We start from the raw sequence: 18,961 nt of genomic DNA, 5'->3' as shown, positions 1-18,961 counted from the left end.
CGACGCTGCCCCGCCCGGGAGGAACACGATGAAGGCACACGACGGCATGTACATCGACGGGGCGTGGCGCCCCGCCGCCGGACGGGACACGATCGAGGTCGTGAACCCGGTCGACGAGCAGGTGATCGGCCACGTCCCGGCCGGCACGGTCGAGGACGTCGACGCCGCCGTGCGCGCCGCCCGCGCCGCGTTCCCCGGCTGGGCCGCGACCCCGCCCGCCGAGCGGGCCGCCCGGCTGGCCGCCCTGCGGGACGTCCTGGCCGCCCGCAAGGACGAGATCGCCGAGACGGTCACCGCGGAGCTCGGCTCACCGCTCGCCTTCTCGCAGGCCGTGCACGCGGCCGTGCCCGTCCTGGTCGCCGGTTCCTACGCCGAGCTGGCGGCGACGTACGCCTTCGAGGAGAAGGTCGGCAACTCGACCGTCCACCAGGAGCCCGTCGGCGTCGTGGGCGCGATCACGCCCTGGAACTACCCGCTCCACCAGATCGTCGCCAAGGTCGCCCCGGCGCTCGCCGCGGGCTGCACGGTGGTGCTGAAGCCCGCCGAGGACACCCCGCTGACCGCCCAGCTCTTCGCGGAGGCCGTCGCCGAGGCGGGCGTCCCGGCCGGTGTCTTCAACCTCGTCACCGGCCTCGGCCCCGTCGCGGGACAGGCCCTCGCCGAGCACCCGGACGTGGACCTGGTCTCCTTCACCGGCTCGACGGCGGTCGGCCGGCGGATCGGCGCCACCGCGGGCGCCGCCGTCAAGCGCGTCGCCCTGGAACTCGGCGGCAAGTCCGCCAACGTCATCCTGCCGAGCGCCGACCTCGCGAAGGCCGTCAACGTCGGGGTCGCCAACGTGATGTCCAACTCCGGCCAGACGTGCAATGCCTGGACCCGCATGCTGGTGCCTGCCGAGCGCTACGACGAGGCGGTCGAACTGGCGGCGGCCGCCGCCGCGAAGTACGGCGAGCGCATCGGTCCCGTCGTCAACGCCAAGCAGCAGGAGAGGGTGCGGGGATACATCGAGAAGGGCGTCGCCGAGGGTGCCCGGCTCGTCGCGGGCGGCCCCGAATCCCCGCGCGAGCAGGGCTACTTCGTGAGCCCCACCGTCTTCGCCGACGTGACGCCGCAGATGACGATCGCGCAGGAGGAGATCTTCGGCCCGGTCCTGTCGATCCTCCGGTACGAGGACGAGGAGGACGCGCTGCGCATCGCCAACGGCACCGTGTACGGGCTCGCGGGCGCAGTGTGGGCGGGTGAGGAGGCCGAGGCCGTCGCCTTCGCGCGCAGGCTCGACACCGGCCAGGTCGACATCAACGGCGGCCGCTTCAATCCGCTGGCCCCCTTCGGGGGGTACAAGCAGTCGGGCGTGGGACGCGAACTCGGCGCCCACGGCCTCTCCGAGTACCTCCAGACCAAGTCCCTCCAGTTCTAGGAGCGTTCACGTGGTTCGCGCCGCAGTCCTTCCCGCCGTGGGTGCCCCGCTGGAGATCGCCGAGATCGAACTCCCCGAGCCCGGGCCGGGTCAGGTCCGGGTCCGGCTGGCCGCCGCCGGTGTCTGCCACTCCGACCTCTCCCTCTCCGACGGCACCATGCGGGTGCCGGTGCCCGCCGTCCTCGGCCACGAGGGCGCCGGCACGGTCGTCGCCGTCGGTGAGGGCGTCACCGAGGTCGCACCCGGCGCCGAGGTCGTCCTCAACTGGGCCCCCTCGTGCGGCCGTTGCCACGCCTGCTCGCTGGGCGAGGTGTGGTTGTGCGCCGACGCGCTCACCGGCGCCGGGAACGTCTACGCCCGTCGCGCCTCCGACGGCAGCGACCTGCACCCCGGTCTGAACGTCGCCGCCTTCGCCGAGGAGACCGTGGTCCCGGTCTCCTGCCTGCTGCCGGTCCCCGAGGGCATCCCCGTCACCGACGCGGCCCTGCTCGGCTGCGCCGTCCTCACCGGATACGGCGCCGTGCACCACTCCGCCCGCGTCCGCGAGGGCGAGACCGTCGCGGTGTTCGGGGTCGGCGGGGTCGGACTCGTCGCGCTCCAGGCCGCCAGGATCGCGGGCGCCTCGAAGATCGTCGCCGTGGACGTCTCGCCCGAGAAGGAGGCGCTCGCGCGCGCGGCGGGCGCCACCGACTACGTCGTCGCCTCCGAGACCACCGCCCGCGAGATCCGGGCCCTCACCGGCAAGCAGGGTGTCGACGTCGCCGTCGAGTGCGTCGGCCGGGCGGTCACCATCCGCACCGCCTGGGAGTCCACCCGGCGCGGCGGCCGCACCACCGTCGTCGGCATCGGCGGCAAGGACCAGCAGGTCACCTTCAACGCGCTGGAGATCTTCCACTGGGGCAGGACCCTCGCGGGCTGCGTGTACGGCAACTCCGACCCGGCTCGTGATCTCCCGGTGCTCGCCGACCACGTCCGCGCGGGCCGCCTGGACCTCGCGGGTCTGGTCACCGACCGCATCGGCCTGGACGACATCCCGGCGGCCTTCGACAACATGATCGCCGGCAAGGGCGGCCGGGCCCTGGTCGTCTTCTAGACGGCGCCCCACCACGCTCCGTTGAATCGCCGGAGGGGCTGGATCCAGCCCCTCCGGCGTTTGAGGACGAGGCCGTTCACGGCCGAACGGGGGGTCTGGGGGCGGCAGCCCCCAGGTACGGGACGGGAAGGGGCGGAGGGGACGAAGAACGACCTGTGGTGCGCCGGGGCGTCACGCCTCGTCGGCGTGGCACTCCGCCGACCGCTTCCCGCCGGCCGGCGCGGGCCCCGACACCGCGGCCCCTTCCCGCACGGCCGCCGCGGCCGCCGCCGTCCGCGGACGGGACCGGGACACCGCCACGCCCGCGAGGCACAGCACGCCGCCCGCCAGCGTCAGCAGCCCCGGCACCTCGTCGAGGAGCAGCCAGGACATCAGCACCACCAGGGCGGGCACCGCGTACGTGGTCGCGCCCATCCGGCTCGCGCTCGTGCGCGCCAGTGCGTACGCCCAGGTCGTGAAGGCCAGGGCGGTCGGGAAGACACCCAGGTAGACCATGTTGAGCGTCGCCGAGACGGGCGCGTCCGCCGCGTCGTGGACCAGCTGACCGGCGAAGGGCAGGCATACCACGGCCCCGATCAGACAGCCGTACGTCGTCACCTGGAGCGCGCTCGCCCGCCCCAGCGCCGGCTTCTGCGCGACCACCCCGCCCGCGTACGCGACGGCGGCGAGCAGACACAGCACGACACCGAGCACCGAGGAACCCCCGCCGCCCGACATCGACAGGCCCACCGCGACCGCGCCCGCGAACGACACCGCCATGCCCGCCAGCAGCCGGGGCGGCATCGCGTCCCCCAGCAGCCGCGAGCCGAGCAGCGCGATCAGGATCGGGCCGATGTTCACCACCAGGGCGGCCGTGCCGGCGTCCACCTGCTGCTCGCCCCAGTTCAGGGCCACCATGTAGAAGCCGAACCACAGCACGCCGGACACCGCGATCCCGCGCCAGGCGCCGCGCGGCGGCAGTCCCTCGCGCCGCACCGCGCAGACGGCCCCGAGCACCAGCACTCCCGAGAGCAGCCGCCCGAGGGCCAGCGCGCCCGGTGCGTACGCGGCGCCCGCGCTGCGGATCGAGACGAAGGCGGAGGCCCACAGCCCGACGGTGACGACCGCCGCGGCCGCGGCGAGCAGCCCCTCACGGCGGTGGTTCGAGCCGGACGATCCGGCGGGGGAGTCGTTCATCATGCTCCTGAGACTAGGGGCGGCGCGGCCGTCGGGCTCGCGGATATCGGACGGGGACGCCGGTGAGGGGAGCCGGTACCAGCGGTACGCCGGAGGGAACGATCCGGCGAGGATCGGTGCAGCTCAGTGGAGTGCGGTGGCCTCGATGCCGAGGAGGTCGGCGAAGGCGCGCTCGCCGACCGCTGTCACCCCGACCGCCCGGTCCGAGCCGATCCGGACGCACCAGCCGGCGTCCAGGGCGTGCCGGCACAGCGCCGCGCCCGCGGTGCCCGCGAGGTGCGGCCGGCGCTCCGTCCAGTCGAGGCAGGCGCGGGCCAGGGGCCGTCGGCCGGTGCGTTCGAGGGGGATGCCCGCGCCGCCGAACCAGCGCACACCGGCGTCGGTGAGCGCGAACCCCGTGTCCTGGCGCAGTAGTCCACGTCCGGTCAGCGCGTCGGTGAGGGCGATGCCGAGCCGCCCCGCCAGATGGTCGTAGCACGTACGGCCGCGGGCCATCGCCGAGCCGGTGCCCGACTCCCGCAGGGTGCGCGGCCGTTCGGCGGGGCGCGGCCCCACGTGCGCCGCGAGGTCCTCGACGAGCTGGGCGACGCGGGCGTCGGCGAGCCGCACATAGCGGTGCCTCCCCTGCCGTTCCTCGGTGAGGAGGCCGCCCACGACCAGTTTGCCGAGGTGTTCGCTCGCGGTCGACGGCGCGACGCCCGCGTGCCGCGCCAGTTCACCGGCGGTCCACGCCCGCCCGTCGAGCAGCGCGAGCAGGAACGCGGCCCGCGTCTCGTCCGCCAGCAGCCCGGCCAGTGCCGCGAGCCCCGGGCCCACCGGATCCTTCGACCTCGTCATGCGGTCCAGCATGCGACAGGGACCGTTCGGTGGCGGCCGAAGGGTCGGGGGAACCGGTGCCGGAGCGGTGGCGCACCGCTCGGAGCGGGCCGGGGGGGCGCCCCGGCACGGTGTCCGGTCAGGAGTCCTGCGTCCGTCGCGCGTACTGCACCGCGAGGCCGTCCAGCAGCGCACCGAGCCCGGTCTCGAAGGCCCGCTCGTCGATCTTGTCCTGCTGGTCCGCGAGGAGGTGCGCCTGACCGAGGTGCGGGTAGTCGGCGGGGTCGTACGCGCTCTCGTCGTCGACGAAGCCCCCGGCGAACGACCCCAGCGCGGAGCCCATGATGAAGTACCGCATCAGCGCGCCGATCGAGGTGGCCTGCGCGGGCGGCCACCCGGCGTCGACCATCGCCCCGAAGACGGCGTCGGCGAGCCGGAGTCCGGCGGGACGCCGGCCAGGCCCGCGCGCGAGCACGGGGACGATGTTCGGATGGTCGCGCAGGGCCGTCCGGTAGGAGACGGCCCAGTCGTGCAGCGCCGTCCGCCAGTCCCGGCCGTCCTCGAACATCGACAGGTCGACCTGAGCGCTCACCGAGTCCGCGACCGCCTCCAGGATCTGGTCCTTGGTGCGGAAGTGGTTGTAGAGCGAGGGACCGCTGACCCCCAGCTCCGCGGCGAGCCGGCGCGTCGAGACGGCCGCCAGGCCCTCGGCGTCCACCAGGGCCCGTGCCGTCTCGACGATGCGGTCGGTGCTGAGGAGGGGCTTGCGCGGTCGGGCCATGGCGCACATAGTAGGGCTGCGTCAGGAAACTAGCAGTGCTAATTTAAATGTACTGCTTTCAAGGGCCGCTATCTGTGGGGTGACTCGGCATGAACCTAGGTCTCAGCGAGGAGCAGACCGCCGTCCGGCAGCTCGCCAGGGACTTCGTGCAGCGCGAGATCGCCCCGCACGTCGTCGCGTGGGACCGTGCCGAGGAGGTCGACCGTTCGATCGTGAAGAAGCTCGGCGACATCGGCTTCCTCGGCCTGACCGTCGACGAGGAGTACGGCGGCAGCGGCGGTGACCATCTCGCGTACTGCCTGGTCACCGAGGAGCTGGGGCGCGGCGACTCCTCCGTGCGCGGCATCGTCTCCGTCTCGCTCGGGCTCGTCGCCAAGACGATCGCCTCCTGGGGGAACGAGGAGCAGAAGCGGCGGTGGCTGCCGGGACTCACCTCCGGCGAGTTCGTCGGCTGCTTCGGCCTCACCGAGCCGGGCACCGGTTCCGACGCCGGACAGCTGTCGACCCGGGCCGTGCGTGACGGCGACGACTACGTCATCAACGGCAGCAAGATGTTCATCACGAACGGCACCTGGGCCGACGTGGTGCTGCTGTTCGCCCGCTCCACCGACGCCCCCGGCCACAAGGGCGTCTCCGCCTTCCTGGTGCCGACCGACACCCCCGGTCTGACCCGCCGCACGATCCACGGCAAGCTCGGGCTGCGCGGCCAGGCCACCGCCGAACTCGCCTTCGAGGACGTGCGGGTGCCGGCGAGCGCCATGCTGGCGCCCGAGGGCAAGGGCTTCGCGGTCGCCATGTCCGCGCTGGCCAAGGGGCGGATGTCGGTGGCCGCGGGCTGCGTCGGGATCGCCCAGGCCGCACTGGACGCGGCGGTGACGTACGCGACCGAGCGCGAGCAGTTCGGCAGGACCATCGCACACCACCAGCTCGTCCAGGAACTGCTCAGCGACATCGCCGTCGACGTGGACGCGGCACGGCTGCTGACCTGGCGGGTCGCCGATCTCATCGACCGCGGGCAGCCCTTCGCGACCGAGTCCTCGAAGGCCAAGCTCTTCGCCTCCGAGGCCGCCGTGCGCGCCGCCAACAACGCCCTCCAGGTCTTCGGAGGCTACGGCTACATCGACGAGTACCCGGCGGGCAAACTCCTGCGCGACGCCCGCGTGATGACCCTCTACGAGGGCACCAGCCAGATCCAGAAACTGGTCATCGGACGTGCTCTGACCGGAGTCTCCGCCTTCTGACCCCGCCCCGGCCCACTCCGGCCCGCCCTCGGTCCTCCGCCGACGGCGGGCCGCCGTCGTCCCCGGTCTGAGTACGCCTCTGAGTACGACGGCGGATGTGGCCCCGGCCGGGTCCGTCGATCCTTCTCCCATGAGTGAGACACCGGTCAAACAGCAGAACACCGCCGCCTTCTACGGGCAGGCCGTGGCGTCCTTCTCCGTCGCCATGGCCGCCACCGCCCTCGGCATCTTCAAGCTCCAGGCCGACGCCTGGGTGCGGGCCTTCCTGGCCGTCGCCGTCCTCTACCTCGTGACGTCCGCCTTCACCCTCGCCAAGGTCATCCGGGACCGCCAGGACGGCCAGCGCGCGGGCGGCCGGGTGTACGACCCCTTCGAGAAGCTCTGACCTCCCAAATCCGGGACGGGGCGCAGGTACTAAGCGCTCGCTCAGGTTCGGGGGTATGGTGTTCACCCTGGCAGTGGAGAAGGGGCGAACAGCGATGAGTACGGCGCAGGAGACGCCCGGCGGCGAGACGCAGCCGTGGGCCGAGGTCACCCCGGATGCGGCACGGCGGCTGCTCGTCGCCGCCGTGGAGGCCTTCGCCGAGCGCGGGTACCACGCGACCACGACCCGCGACATCGCGGGCCGCGCCGGGATGAGCCCGGCCGCGCTCTACATCCACTACAAGACCAAGGAAGAGCTGCTCCACCGGATCAGCCGGATCGGCCACGACAAGGCGCTCGACATCGTGCGCTCCGCGGCCGAGGGGCGGGGCACCGCCGCCGAGCGGCTCTCCGACGCCGTGCGGTCCTTCGTGCGGTGGCACGCCGGCCAGCACACGACGGCGCGCGTCGTGCAGTACGAGCTGGACGCCCTCGGGCCCGACGCGCGCGCCGAGATCATCGCGCTGCGCCGCCAGGTGGACGCCGAGGTCCGCGGCATCATCGAGGACGGCGTCGCCGCGGGCGACTTCGACGTCCCGGACGTGCCCGGCACCACGCTCGCGGTGCTGTCCCTGTGCATCGACGTGGCGCGCTGGTTCAGCGTCGACGGGCCCCGGACACCGGACGAGGTCGGCGCGCTCTACGCCGACCTCGTCCTGCGGATGGTCGGGGCCAAGGCGTAGGGCCCGGCGGACGCGTGTCCACCGGGCCCCGAGTTCGTTCCTCGGCCCGCGGCTGACCGGCCCTTTCCGCGGGCCGGTCCCTTCCGGGGCGCGGACCGTCCTCCCGGATCCGGGGCGGTCCGGCGGTCTCAGAGGTAGTAGCGCGAGACGGACTCCGCCACGCAGACCGGCTTGTCGCCGCCCTCGCGCTCGACGGTGAACGCCACGGTCACCTGGACGCCACCGGGCACGTCGTCCACGGCGGTGATCGTCGCGGTGGAGCGCAGCCGCGAGCCGACCGGCACGGGAGCGGGGAAACGGACCTTGTTCGTCCCGTAGTTGACGCCCATCTTCACGCCCTCGACCGCGATCAGCTGCGGGCCGAAGAGCGGCAGCAGCGACAGGGTGAGGTAGCCGTGCGCGATCGTGGTGCCGAACGGACCCGACGCGGCCTTCTCGGGGTGGACATGGATCCACTGGTGGTCGCCGGTCGCCTCCGCGAAGAGGTCGATCCGCTTCTGCTCGATCTCGACCCAGTCGGTGTATCCCAGCTGCTCGCCCACCGCGCTGCGCAGTTCGTCGACCGTCGCGAACGTCCTCGGCTCTGCCATGTCCCTGGCCTCCCGCATCTCATAGTCTAAGCGACTGCTTAGCATGCTCGGGCGGGCGGCGCATGTCAACGGACCCGGCGTGTGACGCGGTGGGTAGGTTGGGAGCGTGCCCCAGATCCCTGAGAAGATCCACGAGCTGACCGTCGGCCAGTTGTCGGCCCGCAGCGGCGCCGCCGTCTCCGCCCTGCACTTCTACGAGTCGAAGGGCCTGATCAGCAGCCGCCGGACCTCGGGAAACCAACGCCGCTACCATCGCGACGCGCTCCGCAGGGTCGCCTTCGTGCGGGCCGCCCAGCGGGTCGGCATCCCGCTCGCCACCATCCGCGAGGCGCTCGCCGAACTGCCCGAGGAGCGCACCCCGACCCGGGAGGACTGGGCCCGCCTCTCCGAGGCCTGGCGCTCCGAGCTCGACGAGCGCATCAAACAGCTCGGCCGGCTGCGCGACCACCTCACCGACTGCATCGGCTGTGGCTGCCTCTCGCTGGAGAACTGCGTGCTCTCCAACCCCGACGACGTCTTCGGCGAGCGCCGGACCGGCTCGCGCCTCATGGTGGAGCGCCCCGACGGCCAGGAGGTCGTGAGCACGCGCGACCGGGCGGCGGACGGCGGATCCGGGCAGCGGGAGGAGCCGGTGGGGGACTGCCGCTGAACGCGCGTCCCCCACCTCGGTCCGCCTCGCCTACTCGTACTCCGTCCCGCCCTTGCGGGTCAGGTAGGCCGGGCTGACGGCCTTCGCCACCGCCCGGCCGCCCGTCACCGGGCTGTACCGCTCGACGGCCGGGCGGATCACGACCCCCTCGCGCAGGTGCAGCCCACGGCCGGACACCGTCTCCCGGCCGGAGGCGGTCTCCAGGACGCGGCCGATGGCGTACGGGCCCTCGTACAGCCTTGGTACGAGCGGGAGTTCACCGGTGAGCAGCTCCGCCGCGTCCAGCCAGCGGACCTCGCCGTCGATCTCCGCCGACACGTCGAACACGGCGTAACCGATGGCCTCGCGGCGGCCGTCGGCACCGTACGTCAGGTCCTGTACGCCCGCTCCGTAGACCTCGCCGAAGATGCCGACCCGGCGCGCGCCGAGGCGTTCGGCGAGCCGGGCGGCCGCCTCCGGGACACCGTGAGCGTGTACGGCGCGCCAGTACAGATTGCGCGGATTCTCCTTCAGGGCGAGGGACTTGGAGCCGAAGCCCTTCGAGGAGACGTGCACGCGGTCCCCGTCCGCGAGGTAGGTGAGCAGGCAGGCCGAGCCGTGCAGCTTCTCCGTCAGGACGACGGGCTCGCCCTCGGTGAAGATGTCCGGGTACCGCTGGATGTTCTCGATGTCGACCCAGGGCAGCAGACCGGGTGCCGACTCGACGTCGCCGTCCATGGTGGGCGGGATCGGGGGCACCCATTTCACGATGCCGAGCGTCTCCGCGAAGTCCGTGCCCTCCTCGGCGGCGCGCGCCAGGTCCACGTCCGCCAGAGCCTTGGGACGGCACACGATGCCCTGGGACAGCTCGCCCCGCAGCCGGACCGCCCTGACCCGGTCCGCGGCCGACCCCGCGAGCCGCCCGGTCAGGCCCAGTTCCTCGATCAGGGGAGCGGGCAGCACGGACTGCTCCGGGATGTAGACGGCGTGCTCGCCGGTGCGGAACGCGCCCTTCGCGACGACGGCCCGGTACAGGCCCACCTGGGCCAGTTCGAGCGCGTCGGCGTTCGGGTGGTCGTGCACGGTCAGCGTCTCGGCGGTGACGCGCAGCGTCGACATCGGGGCTCCTCGGATCGCTCAGCCGGGTTTCATCGCCCCCAACTGTCCGCGGGGGAAAGGGCTGGAACCACCGGATTCACGGCTGCTACGGTCGTCCGCCGCCCCCTTCGCGACGACGCCTCCCGCTCCCGGGGCGGGCCGCGGCCGAGGGCGGCCCTACCGTCGGGCTCGGGCCGACTCGTACTGCCGGAGCCCCTCCGCCACGAGCCGGCCGTTGGACTCCGCCCGCTCCCCGCCGGGGAGTTCGAGGGTGTCCTCCAGGCCGATCCGGGTCGCGAGCCCGAGGTGGCCCGCCAGACGCAGCACCGGCCAGGCGCCGCCGTCCTCGCCGTGCAGCAGGACGGGCCGATCGGGTGTGCCGAGCGTCGCGAGCAGTTCACGGGCCGATGCCTCGGCCGTGTGCCCGCAGGTGTCCGTCACCTCGGCCAGCACCCGTAGGACCCGGGGCGCGAGCGGCGACGCGGCGAACCGGGCGGCGCCGTCCGTGCCGGACCAGATCCCCGCCTCCACGCCGATCCCGCGGTCCAGGAGGGCTGCGGCGATCGCCTCGGCACCCGGCTCGTGCCAGTTGACCGACGCGTGGTCGGGCAGCACCGTCCACGAGCGGACCCGCGCGGCGCGGTCCGCGGGGTCGGGCTCGGCCCATGCCCCGGTGGTGACGCCGACGGTGACGCCGACCCGGGACCGGATCGCGTCGAGTGTCATCGCCAGCACCCTCGGGGACAACGTATCCTGCCCGCACGGGGTCTTGGGGTGGACATGGATGTCGCGGGCGCCGGCCGCCACCGCCTCGGCGGCCGAGCGGGCCATGGCCTCCGGGTACAGGGGCACGACGGCACCGGCGGCGGGACCGCGTGCTCCGTTCAGACAGACCTGCACCATGCGTCCGATGATGCCGGACGGCACGCGCCGGGGGTGGATCGTGCGGCGGAACTCCGGTGACACCGGCGATATCCGGACACCGGTGCCCCCGGAGGCACCGGACGCCCCACCGCCGGCACCGGACACGGCGGCGCACCGGCCGACAGCACGGCCGATGTCCGCGGCGGCGGACCCGGCCGGGCGTCGTCACCGGTGAACGGTCACCGGGGTCGCGGACGATGGCGTTGTCAGGACAGGGGGTTGCCCGGGCCGTGCGGCGGCCGGCTCTCCCGGCGCCGGGAACCGCGCGCCCGGCCACGGACCGTCCGCGGCCGCGCAGCCCCCGCACCCGCCGTTCGGCCCGGCGAGGGACTCACGCCGACACGAGCAGTCGGCCGCGCCGGGCGCCGGCCAGGGCTTCCGGGGTCAGGACGGGCCGGGGCACCACGATGCCGCAGCTCGTGCAGACGGGGCCCGACGAGGGTTCGTGGGCCAGGTCGTACATCCACTGGAGGTTGCCTCCGGCGCACACCGGGCACACGGCGCCCGGCTCGCGCTCCAGCGCGGCGATCAGCCGGCGCAGCACCTCGGCGAGGGACTCATGCGGGTGGACACGGGGGTTGTCGCACCAGGCGACTCCGAAGCCGCCCCAGGTCAGCCGGTGCCAGTCGTCGACACTGCCCGGCCTGCGCAGCCCGTCGTGCTTCTCCTTCTTGCGACGCTGCGCGAACTCGACCTCGTAGGCGAGCCAGACGGACCGGGCCTCCTCCAGCTCCTCCAATGCGGCCACGAGCCGCACCGGGTCGGGGGAGCGGTCCTCGGGACCGAAACCGGCCCGGGAACTCAGATGGTCCCAGGTCGCCCGATGCCCGTAAGGGGCGAACCTTTCCAGACACTTGCGCAGTGAGTACCGCCGCAGTGCCAGATCACACCTCGGATCTCGCACCTGTCTCGCCAGACTCCGGAAACCGGCCATCGTCCTGCACCTCCGTCACACCTGCACCTGTACTCCGGTCACTTCGGCGCCGTCTCGTACGGACCTCGCCGAATAGACGTATCGACACGCGATTCGGCTCCATCCGTTTTTCGATGACTGCCATAAGCCACCGGCCGAGCGCCCTCGGCCTGCCTCCCGTTGCCGTCAACCGCCCGTGGGCGGCGCCCATGGTCGCGATGAATCCTCAAAACTGACGCATGTTCATCTTCACTCCCGGGGATACCGGCGGTAACGTCCGGCCCACCCCAGTCGGTAGGAGCTGACATGCCACCGAGCACCCCACGCACCACCCTGGACAGACTGAGAACTCCCCGCAGATTCCCCAAGTTCCTCAAGGCCGCTTCCCTATGCGTGCTCATTGCCGGTCTTTTGTCGCCGCTTTCCCCGGCGGTCGCCGCCGACACCTCGGCGGCCGCGACGAACGACTACTGCGGCGGTCAGTGTTCGGACATCCTGCCGCCGGGCGAGAACGGCAACGCGACCCTGGCGCAGATCCTGCTCAACCAGGCCTTCGGCACCCAGCCCGGCCACGCGGAGGACCAGCTCACCCCGTACGGCAACCTGGCCTCCGGCTACCCCGCACTCACCGACACGAAGATCAACGACTTCTTCAACGACGCGTCCTTCGGCGTCGCCCCGGGTCAGGTCGCCTCGACCACGAAGCCCGGCGGACGCAGTGACGTGACGATCGTGCGGGACAAGAAAACGGGCGTTCCGCACATCACGGGCACCACGCGGTACGGCACCGAGTACGGCGCCGGGTTCGCCGCCGCCCAGGACCGGCTGTGGCTGATGGACGTCTTCCGGCACGTCGGACGCGGCCAGCTGACCGGCTTCGCCGGCGGGGCCCCCTCCAACCAGGGCCTGGAGCAGGAGTTCTGGCGCAACGCGCCCTACACCGAGGCCGACCTGCAGGCCCAGATCGACAGCGCGACCAGCAACGCCGGAGCGCGCGGCGTCCAGGCCCTCGCCGACGCGAAGGCCTACCTGGACGGCATCAACGCCTACATCGACGCCTCCGACAGTGGCCGCTACTTCCCCGGTGAGTACGTCCTGACCGGCCACAAGGACGCCATCACCAACGCCGGCACCATCGACCACTTCCAGCTCACCGACCTGGTGGCGCTGGCCTCCGTCATCGGATCGCTGTTCGGCTCCGGAGGCGGCGGCGAGGTCAACAACGCCCTCTCGCTGCTCGCCGCCCAGTCCAAGTACGGCGTCACCGAGGGCACCAAGGTCTGGGAGTCCTTCCGCGAGCGCAACGACCCGGAGGCGGCCCTCACCGTGCACAACGGCGAGAGCTTCCCGTACGGCGGCAAGCCGGACAGCGCGCAGGGCCAGGCCCTGCCCGACCCCGGCTCGGTCACCCAGGAGCCGCTCGTCTACGACCGCACCGGCAGCGCGACGGCCGCGAGCGCGACCGGCGCCTCCGCCACCGCGGCGAAGACCTCGCTCACCTCGGCGAAGCGCGGGATGTCCAACGCCCTGGTGGTCAGCGGCAAGCACACCGCGAGCGGGCACCCGATCGCCGTCTTCGGCCCCCAGACCGGCTACTTCGCGCCACAGCTGCTCATGCTCCAGGAGATACAGGGCCCGGGCCTGAGCGCCCGCGGCGCCTCCTTCGCGGGCCTGAGCATGTACGTCGAGCTGGGCCGGGGCCAGGACTACTCCTGGAGCGCGACGACCTCCGGCCAGGACATCATCGACACCTACGCCGTCGAGCTGTGCCAGGACGACTACCACTACCTCTACCACGGCACCTGCACGGCGATGGACAAGGTCGAGCGGACCAACTCCTGGAAGCCGACCGTCGCGGACGGCACCGCGGCCGGCTCGTACCGGATGCAGGTCTACCGGACCAAGTACGGCCCCGTGGAGTACCGCGCGACCGTCGGCGGCAAGAAGGTCGCGTACACCACCCTGCGCTCGTCCTTCCTGCACGAGGCCGACTCGATCATCGGGTTCCAGATGCTCAACGACCCGGACTACGTGAAGAGCCCGGCGACCTTCCAGAGCGCGGTGCAGCACATCAACTACACCTTCAACTGGTTCTACGCCGACTCCGCGCACACCGCGTACTACAACAGCGGGGACAACCCGGTGCGGGCCGGCGGGGTCGACGCCGAGTTCCCGGTGTGGGCGCGGGCCGCCTACGACTGGCAGGGCTGGGACCCGGCCACCAACACCGCGGCCTACACCCCGGCCTCCCAGCACCCCAACTCCGTGGACCAGGACTACTACATCTCCTGGAACAACAAACAGGCCAAGGACTACACCACGGCCTCCTGGGGCGACGGCTCGGTGCACCGCGGCGACCTGCTGGACGACCGGGTCTCGAAGCTCGTCCGGGCGGGCGGGGTGACCCGGACCGCGCTGGTGAAGGCCATGGCCGACGCGGCCCTCGCCGACCTGCGGGCCGAGGACGTGCTCCCCGACCTGCTGAAGGTCGTGAACAGTTCCCCGGTCACCGACCCCACGGCCGCGGCGGCGGTGGGAAAGCTGAACGCCTGGCTGACCGCGGGCGCCCGGCGCACGGAGACCTCGGCCGGCTCGCACACCTACGCCGACGCCGACGCGATCCGCATCCTGGACGCCTGGTGGCCGCTGCTGGTCAAGGCGGAGTTCCAGCCGGGGCTCGGCAACGACCTGTACGCCGCCTTCGGCAACAACCTGCCCATCGACGAGGCCCCGTCCGCCGGGCACGGGCCGACCGGCTCGCACGCCGGAAGCTCCTTCCAGTACGGCTGGTGGAGCTATGTCGACAAGGACATCCGGGCGGTACTGGGGGAGTCCGTGCAGGGCGGTCTGTCGCAGAAGTACTGCGGTGGCGGCAGCCTCAGCGCCTGCCGGGACGCGCTCGTCGGCTCGCTGAAGGAGGCGGCGGGCAAGACCGCGGCCACCGTCTACCCCGGCGACGACCAGTGCTCCGCCGGCGACCAGTGGTGTGCCGACTCGATCGTCCAGCGGGCGCTCGGCGGCATCAAGCACGGCAGGATCACCTGGCAGAACCGGCCGACCTACCAGCAGGTCGTCGAGTTCACCGGACACAGGTGAGCACCCGGCCGCGCCCGTAGGCGCGGCCGCACCGGACCGGGGGCGGACCGTGGACACGGCCCGCCCCCGGGCGCCGTGCCGCGCCCGTCGCCGGATCGGCACGGCGGTCGGATCGGCACGGCGTTCGACCGTCCCGGCCGCGGTCACCTGTAGAGCAGGTACTCCTTGCGGGTCCGGCGGAACGCGCCGAGTTCGTCCTGCCAGGCCGCCACGACCTCGTCCGTGCCCGCGCCCGCGTCGATCATCGTGCGCACCTGCGTGGAGCCCGTCAGCTTGTCGATCCAGTTGTCGGAACGCCAGGCGAAACCGCTCCACACCTTCCGGGCGGTCACCAGGAGCGCGATTCCCGTGCGGACCGGGTCGTACGCCGCCCGGTCGTGCACATGGATCTGCACGCCCCCGACGGTCTTCCCCTCGAACTTGGAGAACGTCGGGGCGAAGTAGGCCTCTCTGAAGTACACGCCGGGCAGCCCCAGTCCGTTCGCCGCCGCGGCCCAGCGTCCGTCGACGCCCTCCGCGCCCAGCAACTCGAAGGGCCGGGTCGTGCCGCGCCCCTCCGACAGGTTCGTCCCCTCGAAGAGACACGTCCCTGAGTACACGAGGGCGGTGTCGGCCGTCGGCATGTTCGGACTCGGCGGCACCCAGGGCAGCCCCGAGGCGTCGTAGAAGTCGCTCCGCCGCCAGCCCGACATCAGGACGGTGTCCAGCTCGACGGGCCGGGTGAGGAACTCCCCGTTGAACAGCCGGGCCAGCTCCGCCACCGTCATCCCGTGCGCCTGCGCGATCGGCTGCCGGCCGACGAAGGTCGCGAACTCCTTGTGCAGGACCGGCCCGAGGGCCGCCCGGCCGGTGACCGGGTTCGGCCGGTCGAGCACCACGAACCGCTTCCCGGCGAGCCGGGCCGCCTCCATGCAGTCGTACAGCGTCCAGATGTACGTGTAGAACCGGGCCCCCGCGTCCTGGATGTCGAACACGACGGTGTCCACGCCGGAAGCCGTGAAGACGTCGGCGAGGGGCTGCCCGCTCTTCAAGTACGTGTCGTAGACGGGAAGTCCGGTCGCCGGGTCGTCGTAGCGGCCCTCGGACCCGCCGGCCTGCGCGGTGCCCCGGAAGCCGTGCTCCGGACCGAAGACGGCGGTCAGATCCACCCGTTGGTCGGCGTGCATGACGTCCACGATGTGCCGGACGTCCCGCGTGACGCCGGTCGGGTTGGTGACCACGCCGACGCGGCCGCCGCGCAGCGAGGCGTACCCGGAGGCGGCGAGCCGCTCGAACCCGGTGCGGAACCGGTGGCCGGATGCGGCGGCCGGCACCGCCGCCGCGGGCAGCGGGGTCAGGGCCGCGGCGGCGGTGCCGGCCGCGAGCAGTGACCGTCGGGACATGCGCATGGTGTGACCTCCGTGATCGCGGAAGGTTGGCACGTGCACGCTAAGGGCTCACGGCGGAAGTTCGTAGACCGCCGTTCCGTTTCTCCCGTCGTGGCTCGTCACGCGGCCCCCGGCGCGCGCCCGGGCCCCTTCCCTAGGCACATACCGACTGGTTAGTCTGGCGTGGCAGCAGAGCCGTGTCGCGTCGAAGGAGACCGATGGTGGGAGCCGTGCAGAGTGCGGGAGTGGTCGTCACCGGAGCGGGAGGTGGCATCGGAGCCGCGCTGGCCCGACGCTTCGCCGCCGAGGGGGCGCGGGTCGTCGTCAACGACCTCGACGCCGCGAAGGCGAAGGCCGTCGCGGACGAGATCGGCGGGATCGCGGTCCCCGGGGACGCGTCCCTGATCATCGAGGAGGCGCGCGACGCCCTCGACGGCATCGTGGACGTCTACTGCGCGAACGCCGGTGTCGGCTCGGGCGGTTCCGAAGCGGCCGACGAGGATGTCTGGGCGCTCGCGTGGGACGTCAACGTGATGGCGCACGTGCGCGCCGCCCACGCCCTCCTTCCGGACTGGCTGGAGCGCGGCAGCGGCCGGTTCGTCTCCACCGTCTCCGCCGCGGGCCTGCTCACCATGATCGGCGCCGCGCCGTACAGCGTCACCAAGCACGGCGCGTACGCCTTCGCCGAGTGGCTCTCCCTCACCTACCGCCACCGCGGGGTGAACGTGCACGCGATCTGCCCGCAGGGCGTCCGCACCGACATGCTCGCCGCCACCGGCAGCGCGGGCGACCTGGTGCTCCGGCCGACCGCCATCGACCCCGAGGACGTCGCCGACGCGCTCATGAAGGGGATCGAGGAGAACCGCTTCCTCATCCTTCCGCACCCCGAGGTCGCCGGGTACTACCAGGCCCGCGCCGCGGACCCCGACCGCTGGATGACGAACATGAACCACCTCCAGCAGAAGTGGGAGACCGCCGAGTGACCAGCTATGCCGACCGGCCCTGGGTGGCCCTGCTCAGCGACGCCCAGCGCGCGCCGGTGCACCCCGCCGACACCCTGGTGCACGCGCTCCGGGACGCCGTCGCGCACACCCCGGACCGCACCGCCCTCGCCTACTTCGACGGGAAACTGAGCTACCGCGAGGTCGACGAGCTGAGCGACTCCGTCGCCGGACACCTCGCCGGGCGCGGCCTCGGACGGGGAGACCGGGTGGCCGTCCTGCTCCAGAACTCCCCGCAGTTCGTCCTCGCCCTGCTCGGCGCCTGGAAGGCCGGAGCGACGGTCGTACCGGTCAACCCGATGTACAAGGCGGGGGAGGTCCGGCACGTCCTGCACGACGCCGAGGTGACCGCCCTCGTCTGCTCCGACCGCGCGTGGGACGGCTATCTGCGTGAGACGGCCGCAGACTCCCCCGTTCGGATCGTGCTGACCGCCTGCGAACTGGACCTCCAGACGCGGGGCGACACCCGGGTGCTGTCCTTCGAGCGGCTGCCGCTCGACGCGGGCGCCGACGACCTCGTGGCCGTCGCCCGGCAGGGGCACACCGCCCCGCAGGACCGCGACCTCGGGCCGTCCGACATCGCCCTCATCAGTTACACCTCGGGCACCAGCGGCACCCCCAAGGGAGCCACCAACACGCACGGCAACATCATGTACAACGCGGAGCGGCAGCGGACCGGGCTCGCCCTGCCCGAGGCGCCCGTGTACTTCGCGATGGCGCCGCTGTTCCACATCACCGGCATGGTCTGCCAGCTCGCGGCCTGTCTCAACAGCGAGGGCACGCTGGTCCTGGCCTACCGCTTCGAGGCGGGTGTCGTCCTCGACGCGTTCGCCGAGCACCGGCCGCTCTACACCGTCGGGCCGTCCACCGCCTTCATGGCGCTGGCCGCCCATCCGGCGGTCACCCCGGACCACTTCTCCTCGTTCGTGAACATCTCCTCCGGCGGCGCCCCGCTGCCGCCCGCCCTCGTCGAGAAGTTCCGCGCCGGCTTCGGCCCGTACATCCGCAACGGCTACGGGCTCACCGAGTGCACCGCGCCCTGCGCCTCCGTGCCGCCACAGCTGGAGGCGCCGGTCGACCCGGTCTCCGGAACGCTCGCTGTCGGCGTGCCGGGCCCCGACTCGGTCGTGCGTATCGTCGACGACCTGGGCCAGGACGTCCCCTTCGGGGAACAGGGCGAGATCCTCGTGCGCGGCCCCCAGGTCGTGCCGGGCTACTGGCGACGCCCCGAGGCCACCGCCGAGACCTTCCCGGACGGCGAACTGCGCACCGGAGACATCGGCTTCATGGACACCGCCGGCTGGCTCTACGTCGTCGACCGCAAGAAGGACATGATCAACGCCTCCGGGTTCAAGGTCTGGCCGCGCGAGGTCGAGGACGTCCTCTACACCCACCCCTCGGTCCGTGAGGCCGCCGTCGTCGGGATCCCCGACGGCTACCGCGGCGAGACCGTCAAGGCCTACATCAGCCTGCGTCCGGGCACCTCCGAGGACCCCGACGCGCTCGCCGCCTGGTGCAAGGAGAGACTGGCCGCCTACAAATATCCGCGGCAGGTGGTGATCCTGCCCGAACTGCCGAAGACGGCGAGTGGGAAGATCCTGCGGCGGGAACTGCGTTCCCGCACGGAGGACTCCCCGTAGTTCCCGGGGCCGACGGTTCCCGGGGAACACGGCGCTCCCCGGGAACGCCCCGAGAACGACAACGATCGATGTGA

The 18,961-nt window shown here is 72.5% G+C and carries 17 protein-coding genes; 9 read left to right on the top strand and 8 right to left on the bottom strand.

Features of this window, described 5'->3' with window-relative positions; all coding sequences use genetic code 11:
* The first annotated feature begins 28 nt into the window (after positions 1-28).
* Both B0675_RS34650 and B0675_RS34645 read left to right on the top strand, forming a co-directional pair.
* The gene (locus B0675_RS34650) at positions 29-1,417 is read left to right on the top strand and encodes an aldehyde dehydrogenase family protein (RefSeq protein ID WP_081223554.1); all 1,389 of its coding nucleotides are present in this window, start codon (positions 29-31) and stop codon (positions 1,415-1,417) included.
* A gap of 10 nt (positions 1,418-1,427) precedes the next feature.
* A complete protein-coding gene (locus tag B0675_RS34645; protein ID WP_081223553.1) occupies positions 1,428-2,510 on the top strand; it encodes a Zn-dependent alcohol dehydrogenase in 1,083 nt (360 codons plus the stop codon).
* Between the two features lie 171 nt (positions 2,511-2,681).
* Here B0675_RS34645 and B0675_RS34635 read toward each other — a convergent pair whose 3' ends face one another.
* The 3 genes from B0675_RS34635 to B0675_RS34625 form a co-directional block, all read right to left on the bottom strand.
* The gene (locus B0675_RS34635; RefSeq protein ID WP_241540076.1) at positions 2,682-3,689 is read right to left on the bottom strand and encodes a DMT family transporter; all 1,008 of its coding nucleotides are present in this window, start codon (positions 3,687-3,689) and stop codon (positions 2,682-2,684) included.
* 120 nt (positions 3,690-3,809) lie between these two features.
* On the bottom strand, positions 3,810-4,535 hold the full coding sequence (locus B0675_RS34630; RefSeq protein WP_179165495.1) for a winged helix-turn-helix domain-containing protein: 726 nt from the start codon (positions 4,533-4,535) through the stop codon (positions 3,810-3,812).
* A 106-nt stretch (positions 4,536-4,641) separates the two neighbouring features.
* Entirely contained in the window at positions 4,642-5,283 is a 642-nt protein-coding gene (locus tag B0675_RS34625; RefSeq protein ID WP_081223551.1) for a TetR/AcrR family transcriptional regulator, read from the bottom strand.
* A gap of 89 nt (positions 5,284-5,372) precedes the next feature.
* Here B0675_RS34625 and B0675_RS34620 point away from each other — a divergent pair, with 89 nt between their 5' ends.
* The 3 genes from B0675_RS34620 to B0675_RS34610 all read left to right on the top strand — a co-directional run bounded on the left by B0675_RS34620 (position 5,373) and on the right by B0675_RS34610 (position 7,630).
* Positions 5,373-6,524 (top strand): acyl-CoA dehydrogenase family protein, encoded by a 1,152-nt coding sequence (locus B0675_RS34620; RefSeq protein WP_081223550.1) that lies wholly within the window; start codon positions 5,373-5,375, stop codon positions 6,522-6,524.
* A 130-nt stretch (positions 6,525-6,654) separates the two neighbouring features.
* Positions 6,655-6,909: a YiaA/YiaB family inner membrane protein gene (locus B0675_RS34615; protein WP_081223549.1), complete on the top strand. Its 255-nt coding sequence runs from the start codon at positions 6,655-6,657 to the stop codon at positions 6,907-6,909.
* Positions 6,910-7,003: 94 nt separating this feature from the next.
* Positions 7,004-7,630, top strand: a complete 627-nt coding sequence (locus tag B0675_RS34610; protein ID WP_081223548.1) for a TetR/AcrR family transcriptional regulator — start codon at positions 7,004-7,006, stop codon at positions 7,628-7,630.
* A 128-nt stretch (positions 7,631-7,758) separates the two neighbouring features.
* Here B0675_RS34610 and B0675_RS34605 read toward each other — a convergent pair whose 3' ends face one another.
* Positions 7,759-8,220, bottom strand: a complete 462-nt coding sequence (locus B0675_RS34605; protein ID WP_081223547.1) for a MaoC family dehydratase — start codon at positions 8,218-8,220, stop codon at positions 7,759-7,761.
* Between the two features lie 106 nt (positions 8,221-8,326).
* Between B0675_RS34605 and soxR the strand changes: the two genes are divergently transcribed.
* Complete coding sequence (gene soxR / locus B0675_RS34600; RefSeq protein WP_241540075.1) at positions 8,327-8,869, top strand: redox-sensitive transcriptional activator SoxR; 543 nt, start codon at positions 8,327-8,329, stop codon at positions 8,867-8,869.
* 30 nt (positions 8,870-8,899) lie between these two features.
* On the opposite strand, the gene B0675_RS34595 is transcribed toward soxR, so the two are convergent.
* The 3 genes from B0675_RS34595 to B0675_RS34585 all read right to left on the bottom strand — a co-directional run bounded on the left by B0675_RS34595 (position 8,900) and on the right by B0675_RS34585 (position 11,804).
* Positions 8,900-9,967, bottom strand: coding sequence for an RNA ligase (ATP) (locus B0675_RS34595; protein WP_081223546.1), 1,068 nt, complete (start codon positions 9,965-9,967; stop codon positions 8,900-8,902).
* Positions 9,968-10,123: 156 nt separating this feature from the next.
* The gene (locus B0675_RS34590) at positions 10,124-10,849 is read right to left on the bottom strand and encodes a 3-keto-5-aminohexanoate cleavage protein (protein ID WP_081224048.1); all 726 of its coding nucleotides are present in this window, start codon (positions 10,847-10,849) and stop codon (positions 10,124-10,126) included.
* A 352-nt stretch (positions 10,850-11,201) separates the two neighbouring features.
* On the bottom strand, positions 11,202-11,804 hold the full coding sequence (locus B0675_RS34585) for a hypothetical protein (RefSeq protein WP_081223545.1): 603 nt from the start codon (positions 11,802-11,804) through the stop codon (positions 11,202-11,204).
* A gap of 285 nt (positions 11,805-12,089) precedes the next feature.
* Between B0675_RS34585 and B0675_RS34580 the strand changes: the two genes are divergently transcribed.
* Positions 12,090-14,879: a penicillin acylase family protein gene (locus B0675_RS34580; protein WP_081223544.1), complete on the top strand. Its 2,790-nt coding sequence runs from the start codon at positions 12,090-12,092 to the stop codon at positions 14,877-14,879.
* A 143-nt stretch (positions 14,880-15,022) separates the two neighbouring features.
* On the opposite strand, the gene B0675_RS34575 is transcribed toward B0675_RS34580, so the two are convergent.
* Positions 15,023-16,267, bottom strand: a complete 1,245-nt coding sequence (locus B0675_RS34575; RefSeq protein ID WP_081223543.1) for a DUF1343 domain-containing protein — start codon at positions 16,265-16,267, stop codon at positions 15,023-15,025.
* Positions 16,268-16,464: 197 nt separating this feature from the next.
* Here B0675_RS34575 and B0675_RS34570 point away from each other — a divergent pair, with 197 nt between their 5' ends.
* Together B0675_RS34570 and B0675_RS34565 are read left to right on the top strand one after the other, a co-directional pair.
* The gene (locus B0675_RS34570) at positions 16,465-17,229 is read left to right on the top strand and encodes an SDR family oxidoreductase (protein ID WP_081223542.1); all 765 of its coding nucleotides are present in this window, start codon (positions 16,465-16,467) and stop codon (positions 17,227-17,229) included.
* A complete protein-coding gene (locus B0675_RS34565) occupies positions 17,226-18,887 on the top strand; it encodes an AMP-binding protein (protein WP_081223541.1) in 1,662 nt (553 codons plus the stop codon). The genes B0675_RS34570 and B0675_RS34565 overlap by 4 nt, the downstream gene beginning before the upstream one ends.
* The last annotated feature ends 74 nt before the right edge of the window (positions 18,888-18,961 follow it).

This window comes from Streptomyces sp. M41(2017) (genome assembly GCF_002078175.1).
Lineage (GTDB): Bacteria > Actinomycetota > Actinomycetes > Streptomycetales > Streptomycetaceae > Streptomyces.
This window is presented reverse-complemented; position numbering and strand designations above follow the sequence as displayed.